Origin of the sequence: Herbidospora sp. NBRC 101105 (genome assembly GCF_030269205.1) — a bacterium.
Lineage (GTDB): Bacteria > Actinomycetota > Actinomycetes > Streptosporangiales > Streptosporangiaceae > Herbidospora > Herbidospora solisilvae.
In genome coordinates, this window is record NZ_BSSX01000010.1 from 189,349 (window position 1) to 202,273 (window position 12,925).

At 74.9% G+C, this 12,925-nt stretch carries 1 protein-coding gene (cut by a window edge); it reads left to right on the plus strand.

Going from position 1 to position 12,925, the window contains the following annotated elements:
- On the plus strand, positions 1–12,925 hold the 5' portion of the coding sequence (locus tag QSK34_RS35655) for a non-ribosomal peptide synthase/polyketide synthase (RefSeq protein WP_285590947.1). Its footprint extends 21,278 nt past the window's final position; 12,925 of the gene's 34,203 nt are visible here — the first part of the coding sequence; it begins with the start codon at positions 1–3; the stop codon falls past the right edge of the window.

The window sequence follows — 12,925 nt, forward strand, 5'->3', positions numbered from 1 at the left end:
ATGATCCCGTTGTCGTTCGCGCAACGCCGGCTCTGGTTCATCGCCGAACTGGAGGGAATGAGCGCCACCTACAACAACGTCATCGCGCTGGAGCTGCGCGGGCCGCTCGACGCGGCGGCCCTCGGCGCCGCGCTGCGTGACGTCATCGGGCGCCACGAGCCGCTCCGCACGATCTTCCCGACCGTCGACGGTGAGCCCCACCAGCACATCCTCACCCTCGATGAGCTGCGGTGGGAGCTCGACGTGCGGGACGTCGACGCGGACGCGACCGACGCGGAGGTGCGGCGGGCGGGCGAGCACGCGTTCGACCTGTCGGCCGACGTGCCGATCCGGGCGTCGCTGTTACGCCGTTCTCCCGGCGACCATCTGCTGTTAATCGTGGTCCACCACATCGCCACCGACGCGTGGTCGAACCGCCCGCTCGCGCGCGACCTTTCGGCCGCTTATGCGGCCCGTTCGCAAGGCGCGGAACCGGGCTGGGAACCGCTTCCCGTGCAATACGCGGATTACGCCTTGTGGCAGCGTGAACTACTCGGCGCGGATTCCGATCCGGGCAGCCGCGGCGCGGTTCAGATGGATTACTGGCGGCGTACTCTCGCGGGAATTCCCGAGGAACTCCCGCTGCCCGCCGACAAGGTGCGGCCCGCGGCGGCGAGTTATCGCGGGCACCGGGTGCCGTTCCACGTGCCGGGAGAGGTCCACCGGCGGCTCCTGGACGTGGCGCGGGCCGAGGGCGTGACGCTGTTCATGGTCGCCCAGGCCGCGCTGGCGACGCTGCTGTCGAAGCTGGGCGCCGGGACCGACATCCCGATCGGCTCCACCATCGCGGGCCGGACCGACGAGGCGCTCGACGACCTGGTCGGCTTCTTCGTGAACACGCTGGTCATCCGCACCGACCTGGCGGGCGACCCGGACTTCCGCCAGGTGCTGGCCCGCGTGCGGCGGGCCGGGGTCGAGGCGCTGGCCCACCAGGACGTGCCGTTCGAGCGGCTCGTCGAGGAGCTGGCCCCGGCCCGGTCGCTGGCCCGCAACCCGCTGTTCCAGGTCATGCTCAGCCTGCAGAACACCGCCGAGGGCGTGCTCGACCTGCCCGGGGTGTCGGTGCGGCCGCTCTCCTCTAACCTGCCGGTCGCCAAGTTCGACCTCGACGTGACGTTGCGCGAGAGCGCCGACGGGCTGGCCGGCGAGCTCGTCGGCGCGGCCGATCTGTTCGACGAGGAGACCGTGCGGCGGATCGCGGGCTGGTTCGTGCGGGTGCTCGACCAGGTCGGCGCCGCCCCTGAGGTGCGGCTGCACGCCCTCGACGTGCTCGGCCCCGACGAGCGGCGGCGGATGCTGACCGATTGGAGCACCACTCGCGCGCCGGCGGCGCCCGACTCGTTCCCCGAGATGTTCGCCGGGCACGTCCGGCGCACCCCCCACGCGGTGGCCGTGGCCTGCGGCGGCGAGCAGGTCTCGTACGCCGACCTGGACGCCCGCGCCACCCGCGTGGCCGCGCTGCTGCGCGCCCGCGGCGTCGGCGCCGAGGACGTGGTCGGGCTCTGCCTGCCCCGCGGCGCGGGGATGATCGCCGCGATCCTGGGCGTGTGGAAGGCGGGGGCGGCCTACCTGCCCATCGACGGGCAGCTCCCCGCCGACCGGGTCGCGTTCATGCTGGCCGACGGCGGCGTCCGGCTGGTGCTGGCCGACCGCGCCGAGTTCGGCGACCTGGCCGCCGCCACGCCCGCGCCCGTGGCCTGGCTCGACGACCCCGCCACCCTCGCGCCGCATACCGGGCCCGTGGCACAGGAGGCGCCCGACCCGCTCGCTCTGGCCTACGTCATCTACACCTCGGGGTCGACGGGGCGGCCGAAGGGCGTCGCGGTCACCCACGGGTCGCTGGCCAACCTGGTGATCGCCCTCCAGCCCGTCTACGGCGCTTCGCCCGGCGTCGGGGTGCTCCAGTTCTCCTCGTTCAGCTTCGACGTCTCGGTCGAGGAGACGTGCGTCGCGCTGGCGGCCGGCGCGACGCTGCTCGTGGCCACCGCCGAGGAGCGCGCCCAGCCGAGGCTGCTCTCCCGGCTGCCCGGACTGCGGTCGGCGTTCCTGCTGCCCTCGGTGCTCGGGCTGCTCGACCCCGCCGACCTGCCCGGCCTGCGGACCCTCCAGATGGGTGCGGAGCCGGTCGACGAGAACGTGGTCCGCGCCTGGGCCGCCCCCGGGCGGCGGCTGTTCGACACCTACGGCCCGACCGAGGCCACCGTCACCATGACCGTCGCCGAGCTCGACCCCGCCCGCCCCGGCCCGGTGCCGATCGGGCGGCCGATCGGCGGTTCCCGCGTGTACGTGCTCGACGAGCGCCTCGACCCGGTCCCGGTCGGCGTGGCCGGGGAACTCTACGTCGGCGGCGTCTGCGTGGCCCGGGGATACGCCGGGCGGCCCGGCCTGACCGGCGAGCGGTTCGTGGCCTCGCCCTTCGAACCCGGGGAGCGTGTGTACCGCACCGGCGACCTGGTGCGGTGGACCGCCGACGGGCAGCTCGTGTTCGCGGGCCGGGCCGACGACCAGGTGAAGCTGCGCGGGTTCCGGGTCGAGCCCGGAGAGGTCGAGGCGGTGCTCCGCGCCCGCGCCGACGTCGCCCAGGCCGCCGTGGTGGTCCGCGAGGACGTGCCCGGCGACCAGCGGCTCGTCGCCTACGTGGTCGCGGCCGGGCCCGACGCCACCGCGCTGCCCGAGGTGCTGCGCGAGCACGTCGCCGCGCGGCTGCCCGCGTACATGGTGCCGTCGGCGGTGGTGCCGCTGCCGGAGCTGCCGACGCTCGTCAACGGCAAGCTCGACCGGCGGGCGCTGCCGGTGCCCGAATACCCGGCCGGGCCGGGCCGGGGGCCTTCCAGCGTGCAGGAGGAGATCCTCTGCGGCGCGTTCGGCGAGGTGCTCGGCCTCGCCCGTGTGGGCGTCGACGACGACTTCTTCCAGCTCGGCGGGCACTCCCTGCTCGGCGTGCGACTCGTGTCACGCATCCGGGCGGTGCTGGACGCCGAGCTGCCGCTGCGGGTGCTGTTCGAGCGGCCCACCGTCGCCGGGCTGGCCGCCTGGCTCGCCGGGTCAGGCGCCGGGCCCGTCCGGCCGGAGCTGACGCCGCGGGAGCGCCCCGAACGGCCGCCCCTGTCGTTCGCGCAGCGCCGCCTGTGGTTCGTCGACCAGGTCGAGGGGCCCAGCCGGACGTACACTCAGGCGGCCTCGCTCCGGCTGACCGGCGACCTCGACGTGCCCGCCCTCGCGGCGGCGCTGCGCGACGTCATCGGCCGCCACGAGCCGCTGCGCACGGTCTACCGGAGCGCGGACGGCGAGCCCTACCAGCTCGTGCTCGACGCCGACGCGGCCGGATGGGAGCTGGAGGTGGCCCACGTGGCCCCCGACCGGCTGACCGAGGCGGTCGCCGAGGCCGCGCGGCACACCTTCGACCTGTCGGCCGAGCCGCCGATCAAGGCCTTCCTGTTCCGGACCGCGGGCGACGACTACACGCTCGTGCTGGTCCTGCACCACATCGCGGGCGACGGCTGGTCGATGACCCCGCTGGGCCGCGACATCTCGGCCGCGTACGCCGCCCGGACCAGGGGCGAGGCGCCCGGCTGGGCCCCGCTGCCGGTCCAGTACGCCGACTACGCCCTCTGGCAGCGTGACCTGCTGGGCGATCGGGACGACCCGGACAGCCCGCTGGCGCGGCAGGTCGCCTACTGGCGCGACACCCTGGCCGGGGCGCCCGAGGAGCTGCGGCTGCCGTTCGACCACCCCCGGCCCGTCCTGGCCGGGCACCGGGGTCACCGGGTGCCGTTCCGGGTCCCGGCCGACGTCCACGAGCGGGTGGCCGGGCTGGCGCGGGCCGAGGGCGTCACGCCGTTCATGATTCTGCAGGCCGCGCTCGCGGTGCTGCTGTCGCGGCTCGGCGCGGGCGCCGACGTCCCGATCGGCGCCCCGGTCGGCGGCCGGACCGACGAGGCGCTCGACGACCTGGTCGGCACCTTCGTGAACACGCTGGTGATCCGCACCGACCTCTCCGGCGACCCCGCCTTCCGGCAACTGCTGACCCAGGTCAGGGAGGCCACCCTCGGGGCGCTGGCCCACCAGGACGTGCCCTTCGAGCGGCTGGTCGAGGAGCTGGCCGTGACACGCTCGCTGAGCCGCCACCCGCTGTTCCAGACGATGCTCACGATGCAGAACATCGAGCGGGCCGGGCTGACCCTGCCCGGCGTGCACGTCGGCGAGGGCACGGCGGCGTCCGGCGGCGAGGTCTTCTCGGCGGCCCGCTACGACCTGCACGTCATGGTGGAGGACACCTTCGACGACCGGGGCCGGCCCGCGGGGCTGCGTGGTTACGTGAACCTGTCGGCCGACCTGTTCGAGGCCTCGACCGCCGTGAAGGTCGCCGCCCGGTTCACCCGGGTGCTGGAGCAGGTGACCGCCGCGCCGGACGTGCGGCTGCACGCCGTGGACGTGCTCGACGCCGAGGAGCGCGAACGCGTCCTGGCCGGGTGGAACGACACCGCGACGGCCGCCGAGGCCGCCGACCTGCTCGACCTGTTCGCCGGGCAGGTCGCGCGGACCCCTGATGCGGTCGCGCTCGTCGCCGGGGGGACGCGGCTGACGTACGCGGAACTGGACGAGGTCGCGGCCCGGATCGCCGCGCGCCTGCGCGAGCTGGGCGTGGGCGCGGAGTCGGTCGTCGGCCTGTGCCTGCCGCCGGGTGCGCCGACGATCGCCGCGATCCTGGGCGTGTGGCGGGCGGGGGCGGCGTACCTGCCGATCGACGCGCGGCTCCCGGCCGAGCGGATCGCGTTCATGCTGGCCGACAGCCGTGCCGGGCTCCTGCTGGCCTCCCGCGACGACCCGGCCCCCGGGCCGCTGGGTGTGCCGGTGGTCTGGTTCGAGGACGCCCTGACGACGTCCCCCGCCGCCGTGTCCGCGCCGGTCGGTCCGGCCGGGTTGGCGTATGTCATGTACACCTCGGGCTCGACCGGGACGCCCAAGGGCGTCGCGGTGACCCGGGGGTCGCTGGCCAACTACGTGGCCTCGGTGTCGGGGCGGTTCGGCTGGGCGGCGCCCGGAAACCGCTACGCGCTGCTCCAGCCGCAGGTCACCGACCTGGGCAACACGGTGCTGTTCACGAGCCTCGCGACCGGCGGGGAACTGCACGTCCTGCCCGCCGACGCGGTCACCGACCCGGCCGCCGTCGCCGCCTACCTGCGCGACCACCGGATCGACCACGTCAAGGGCGTGCCGTCGCACCTGGCCGCGCTGTCGGCGGGCGGCGGGAGCGCGGCCGTGCTCCCGGCCCGGTCGCTCGTGCTCGGGGGCGAGGCGGCCGACCCGGGCTGGGTGGCCGCGCTCCTCGCCGAGGCCGGGGACCGCCGCGTGTTCAACCACTACGGCCCGACCGAGACCACGATCGGCGTCGCCACCGCCGAACTCGGGGGGACCGGGACGCCGCCGATCGGCACGCCGATCGCCAACACCCGCCTGTTCGTGCTCGACGACGGCCTGTCGCCGGTCCCGGTCGGCGTCTCCGGCGAGCTGTACGCCGCCGGCGCCCCCCTGGCCCGCGGCTACGTCGGCCGCCCCGGCCTGACCGGCGAACGGTTCGTCGCCTGCCCGTTCGGGTCGGGCGAGCGCATGTACCGCACCGGCGACCTGGCCCGATGGACCCCCGACGGCCGGCTCGTGTTCGCGGGCCGGGCCGACCACCAGGTGAAGATCCGCGGCTTCCGGGTCGAACCCGGCGAGGTGGAGGCCGTCCTGCTGAGCCATCCCGACGTCACCCAGGCGGCGGTGCTCGCCCGCGGCGACCGGCTGGTCGCCTACGTGGTCGGCGCGGCCGACGGGCTGAAGGAGTTCGCCGCCGGGCGGCTGCCCGAATACATGGTCCCGTCGGCGTTCCTGACGCTGCCCGCGCTGCCGCTGACCTCCAACGGCAAGCTCGACCGGACCGCGCTGCCCGACCCGGACGCCGCCGCCGCGGTCACCCGCGTCCCGGCCACTCAGGCCGAGGCCGCCCTGTGCGAGGTGTTCGCCCAGGTCCTCGGCCGTGACGCGGTCGGGCCGGACGAGGACTTCTTCGACCTGGGCGGCCACTCGCTGCTGGCCATCCGGCTGCTGTCGCGCATCCGGGCCCGGCTCGGCGCCGACGTCAAGATCCGCACGCTCTTCGAGGCGCCCACGGCGGCGGGGCTGGCGGCCCGGCTGACCCGGGCCGACCGGGTCAGGCCGCCGCTGACGGCCGGGCCGCGCCCCGGACGGCCGCCGCTCTCGTCCGCGCAGCGGCGGTTGTGGTTCCTCGACCGGCTGGAGGGGCCGAGCGCGACCTACCACATCTCGCTGGCGATCCGGCTGGCGGGCGACCTCGACGTGGCCGCGCTCGACGCGGCCCTGCGCGACGTGATCGCCCGGCACGAGCCGCTGCGCACCGTCTACCCCTCGGTCGACGGCGAGCCGTACCAGCGGATCCTCGGCCAGGACGAGATCGACTGGTCGCTCCTTCGCGGGGAGCCCGCGGACGTGGCCTTCGACCTGGGGACCGAGGTGCCGGTCCGGGCCTGGTTGTACCCCGACGGCGACGCCCACGTGCTGGTGCTGGTGATCCACCACATCGCCACCGACGGCTGGTCGCACACGCCGCTGAGCCGCGACCTGTCCGCCGCCTACACGGCCCGGCTCGCGGGCCGCGCGCCCGAGTGGGCGCCGCTGCCGGTCCAGTACGCCGACTACGCCCTCTGGCAGCGCGACGTGTTCGCCGAGGAGGCCCAGATCGCCTACTGGCGGGAGGCGCTGGCGGGGATCCCGGAGGAGCTGGCCCTGCCCGCCGACCGCCCTCGCCCGCCCGTCGCCGGGCACACCGGATACGGCGTGCCGCTGCACGTGCCCGAGCACGTCCACGAGCGGATCGCCGAGCTCGCCAGGGCCGAGGGCGCGACCGTCTTCATGGTCCTGCAGGCGGCGCTGGCGGTGACGCTGTCGCGGCTCGGGGCGGGCACCGACGTGCCGATCGGGTCGGCCGTCGCGGGCCGTGCCGACGAGGCGCTCGACGACCTGGTCGGCTTCTTCGTGAACACGCTGGTGATCCGGGCCGACCTGGCGGGCGACCCGGACTTCCGGCGGGTGCTCGCCCGCGTGAAGGAGGCGAGCCTGGGGGCGCTGGCCAACCAGGACGTGCCGTTCGAACGGCTCGTGGAGGAGCTGGCGCCCGAACGCTCGCTCGCCCGCCACCCGCTGTTCCAGGTGATGCTGACGCTGCGCAACACCGGGACCGCCGCCCTGGACCTGCCCGGCGTCACCGCCGAGCCGCTGCCCGCCGGGCCGCCCTCGGCCCGCTTCGACCTGGAGATCCACCTCAGGGAGACCGCCGACGGGCTCCGGGGCACCCTCGACGTGGCGCTCGACCTGTTCGACCCGGCCACCGCCCACACGCTGGCCGAGCGCTGGACCCGCGTGCTCGACCAGGTCACCGCCGACCCGGACGTCCGGCTCCACGACGTGCGCGTGCTCAGTGAGGGGGAGCTGGCCCAGGTCGTCACCGGGTGGAACGACACGGCCGAGGAGATGCCGCCCCTCCTGCTGCACGAGCTGTTCGAGGCCCAGGCCCGCCGCACGCCCGACGCGGTCGCCGTCGTCTTCGAGGGCGCGGAGGTCACCTACGCCGACCTCGACACCCGCGCGGAACGGCTGGCCCGGCACCTGGCCGCGCGGGGCGCCGGCCCCGACGCGGTCGTCGCGGTCGTGCTCGACCGGGGGATCGAGCTCATCGTCGCCCTCTGGGCCGTGCTCAAGGCCGGGGCCGCCTATCTCCCGGTCGACCCCGGCAACCCGGCCGACCGGATCGCGCTGCTGCTCGCCGACGCGGCGCCGGTCGTCGTGCTGGACGACCCCGCCGAGGTCGCCCGGCTCGCCACGACCGACGGCGGTGTGGCCCCGCGCCGGGCCGCCGCCGACTGCGCCGCCTACCTGATCTACACCTCCGGATCGACGGGACGGCCCAAGGGCGTCGTCGTCTCCCACCGGAGCATCGTCAACCGGCTGGAGTGGATGCGCCGCCACTTCGGCATCGGGCCGGACGACCGGGTCGCCCAGAAGACGCCGACGGTCTTCGACGTCTCGGTGTGGGAGCTGTTCTGCCCGCTCGTCGCGGGCGCGACGCTGGTGGTGGCCCGGCCCGGCGGGCACCGCGACCCCGCCTACCTCGCCGGGCTGGTGCGCGAGGCCGGTGTCACGATCGCCCACTTCGTGCCGTCGATGCTGGACGCCTTCCTGCTCGACCCCGCGGCCGCCGGGCTCACCGGGCTGCGGCTCGTGGTCAGCAGCGGTGAGGCGCTGCCGCTGGCGACCCAGAACCGCTTCACCGCCGTGCTCCCCGGCGCGGAGCTGCACAACCTCTACGGCCCGACCGAGGCCGCCGTCGACGTCTCGGCCTGGCGCTGCGACCCGGCCCAGACCGAGGGCCCGGTGCCGATCGGCGCACCCGTCGCCAACACCCGCCTCTACGTGCTGGACGACCGGCTCGCCCCGGTGCCCCCCGGCGTCACCGGGGAGCTCTACCTGGCCGGAGTGCAGCTCGCCCGCGGCTACGCGGGCCGCCCGGCGCTCACCTCCGAACGTTTCGTCGCCTCGCCCTTCCAGAGCGGCGAGCGCATGTACCGTACCGGCGACCTGGCCAGATGGACCGCCGACGGGCAGGTCCTGTACGGCGGCCGGGTCGACGACCAGGTGAAGATCCGCGGCTTCCGGATCGAGCCCGCCGAGGTCGAGGCGGTCCTGTCGGGGCACCACGGCGTCGGCCAGATCGCGGTGATCGCCCGTGACGACCGGCTCGTCGCCTACGTCGTCGGCAGCGCCGACGGCCTCCACGAGTACGCCGCCGCCCGCCTGCCCGAGTACATGGTCCCGGCCGCGTTCGTCACGCTCGACGCGCTGCCGCTGAACCCGAACGGCAAGCTCGACCGCCGCGCGCTGCCCGACCCGGTCTACCGGACAGGGGCGGGGCGGGCGCCCCAGAACGTCCGGGAAGAGCTGCTGTGCGAGGTGTTCGGGCAGGTCCTCGGCCTGGAGTCGGTCGGCGTCGACGACGACTTCTTCCGGCTGGGCGGCCACTCGCTGCTGGCCGTCCGGCTGGTGGAGCGGCTGCGGGCACGCGGGCTGCCGGTGCCGGTGCGGGCGCTGTTCGAGTCGCCCACCCCCGCCGGGCTCGCCCGCGCGGCCGGCGCCGCGGCCCCGGAGGCGCCGGCGAACCTGATCCCCGACGACGCGCGGGAGATCACACCGGACATGGTGCCGCTCGCCGCCCTGACCGAGGAGGAGATCGCGACCGTCGTCGCGTCGGTCGACGGCGGCGCCGCCAACGTGGCCGACGTCTATCCGCTGACCCCGCTCCAGCAGGGCATGCTCTTCCACCACCTGCTGGCCGGCGACGGCGCCGACGTCTACGTGACCGCGCGGGTGCTGGAGTTCGCGTCGCGGGACCTGCTCGACGCCGTCGTCTCGACGATCCAGCGGGTCGTCGACCGGCACGACATCTACCGCACCGCGATCGTCTGGCGCGGCCTGCGGGAACCCGTCCAGGTGGTGTGGCGGCACGCCGTCATGGCGGTGACCGCGCACGTGCTCGACGGCGACCCCGCCGACGGGCTCCTGGCGGCGGCGGGCCCGGCCATGGACCTGGCGCGGGCGCCCCTGATGGACCTGCACATCGCCGAGGGGACCGGCGGCCGATGGTTCGGGCTGCTCCGGATGCACCACATGGTCTCCGACCGCCACGGCATGAACGTGCTGGTCGACGAGCTGCGCACGCTCCTGTCGGGCGAGCCCGCCGACCTGGCGCCGGTCGCGCCGTTCCGCAACTTCGTCGCGCGCACCCTCGACCCGACCGGCCACGAGGACTTCTTCGCCGGCCTGCTCGGCGACGTGACCGAGCCGACCGCGCCCTACGGGCTGCTCGACGTGCACGGCGACGGCTCCGGCGTGCGGACCGCCCTCGTGCCCCTCCCGGTGGACACGGCCCGCGCGCTGCGGGAGACGTCACGGCGGCTGGGGGTCAGCGCGGCGACGATCACGCACGTCGCGTGGGCGCGGGTGCTCTCCGCGGTCTCCGGCCGTGACGACGTGGTGTTCGGCACCGTGCTGTTCGGGCGGATGAACGCCGGCGAGGGTTCCGACCGCGTGGTCGGCCCCTTCATCAACACCCTTCCCGTACGGGTCCGCGACGCCCGCCAGGGGGTCGGGTCCGCCGTGGAGGGGATGCGGTCGCAACTGGCCGCGCTGCTCGAACACGAGCACGCGTCCCTGGCCGTGGCCCAGCGGGCCGCCGGGCTGGAGGGCGGCGCACCGCTGTTCACCTCGTTGTTCAACTACCGGCACGTCCTGCCGGGCGACGAGGAGACCGGGTCGTTCGCCGGCATCCGGACCGTCCGGGTGGTCGAGCACACCAACTATCCGCTGAACGTGGCCGTCAACGACGCCGGGCCCGACGACCTGGCCTTCAAGGTCGACGCGGTCAGCCCCATCGACCCGGCCTCCGTCGGCCGCCTGCTCCAGACCGCCGTGGCCAACCTGGTCGAGGCCCTCGACGCCGAGCCCGGCCGGGCACTCGGCGCGGTCGACGTGCTCGACGCCACCGGACGTGACCGGCTCCTGCGCGAATGGAACGACACCGCCGCCGACCTGCCCGACGGCGACGTCGTCGCCCTGTTCGAGCGGCAGGCCGCCGCCGACCCCGGCGCGTTCGCCGTGGGGGACGAACTGACCTACGCCGAACTCGACCGGCGCGCCAACCAGCTGGCCCGCCACCTGGGCCGCCTGGGCATCGGGCCCGAGTCGGTCGTGGGCGTGTGCCTGCCGCGCGGCGCCGACATGATCGTGGCGATCATGGGCGTGTGGAAGGCGGGGGCGGCCTATCTGCCGGTCGACCCGGCCAACCCGGCCACGCGGATCGCGGCGGTGTTCGCCGACGCGGACGTGGCGTGCGTGCTGACCGCCAACGAGCTCCGCGACCTGGTGACGGCCGACCGGGTGGTCGTGCTCGACCTGCTGCGCCTGGACGACCTGCGCGCCACCGCACCCGAGATCGAGATCGACCCCGACTCCCTCGCGTACGTGATCTACACCTCCGGGTCAACGGGCACTCCGAAGGGTGTCGCGGTCAGCCATCGCGGCTTGGTCAACCTCGTCGAGGTGTTCGGGCCTCTGCTGGGTGCGGGGCCGGGTGTGGGGTTGTTGCAGTTCGCCTCGTTCGGGTTCGACGCCTCGGTGCTGGATGTCGCGGTGGCGCTGGCGACCGGGTCGACGTTGTGGGTGCCCGGCGAGCAGGAGCGGCTGCAGCCTCGGGCGCTGCGGGCGCTGACCGGGGTGGGGGCGGCCAGTGTGGTTCCCTCGCTGCTCAACGTGCTCGATCCGGCCGATTTCTCGCACATCGGGCCGATCGTGGTCGGTGCGGAGGGCATCACCGAGACCGTCGCCCGGCGGTGGGCTCAAGGCCGGCGTCTGGTCCACGCCTACGGCCCGACCGAGGCCACGGTCATCGTCGCGGCCGGGGAGGTCGACCCTGATGAGGAGGGGCCGATCTCGTTCGGGCGGCCGATCGCCAACTCGCGGGTCTACCTGCTCGACGACCGGCTCGCGCCGGTTCCGCCGGGGGTCGCGGGAGAGGTGTACGTCGCCGGTCTGGGCCTGGCGCGGGGGTATCTCGGCCGTCCTGATCTCACCGGTGAGCGGTTCGTGGCCTCGCCCTTCGCGGCGGGGGAGCGCATGTACCGTACCGGCGACCTGGCGAAGTGGACCCCTGACGGCCGGCTGATCTTCCAGGGCCGCGCCGACGACCAGGTGAAGATTCGCGGCTTCCGGGTCGAGCCCGGTGAGGTCGCGGCCGTCGTCCTGAGGTCTCCGGGTGTCTCGCAGGCGGCGATCGTGGCCCGGCACGACACCCTGGTCGCCTATGTCGTCGGCGAGACCGACGGACTGCGCGAGTTCGCCGCCGCCCGGCTGCCCGACTACATGGTCCCCGCGGCCTTCGTCCCGCTCGACGAGCTGCCGCTGACCCCCAACGGCAAGCTCGACCGGCGGGCCCTGCCCGAACCCGAATTCGCGAGCGGCTCCGGGCGGGCGCCCGCGACGGTCCAGGAGGAGATCCTCTGCGCCGCGTTCGCGGAGGTGCTCGACCGGCCGCTGATCGGCGTCGACGACGACTTCTTCCGGCTCGGCGGGCACTCGCTGCTGGCCGTCCGGCTGGTGGAGGTGCTGCGGGCCCGTGGCGTCTCGGTGTCGGTCCGGGCGCTGTTCGAGTCGCCCACCCCGGGCGGCCTCGCCCGGACGGCCGGGGTCGAACCGGTCGAGGTCCCGCCCACCGCGATCCCCGAGGGCGCCGAGCGCCTCACCCCCGGCATGCTGCCGCTGGCCGACCTGACCGAGGCCGAGCTCGACCGGGTCGTGGCCTCCGTGGAGGGCGGCGCGGCGAACGTGGCCGACGTCTATCCGCTGGCTCCCCTCCAGGAGGGCATGCTCTTCCACCACCTCCTCGCCGGTGACGGCGTCGACGCCTACGTGACCATGCACGTGCTGGAGTTCGCCTCCCGCGACCGCCTCGACGCGTTCGCCGCCGCGCTGCGGCAGGTCGTGGCCCGGCACGACATCTACCGGACCGGCATCGTCTGGGACGGTCTGCGCGAACCCGTCCAGGTCGTGTGGCGGCACGCCGCCCTGCCGGTCGTCGAGCACGGCCCGCACGAGTCCGAGGCCGCGTTCGTCCAGGCCGTCGGCTCGGCGATGGACCTGGGCCGGGCCCCGCTCATGGACCTGCACATCGCCCCCGCGGAGGACGGCCGGTGGCGGGGCCTGATCAGGATGCACCACATGGTCTCCGACCACCAGGGCATGGACGTCCTGGTCGAGGAGCTGCGAGCCGTCCTCG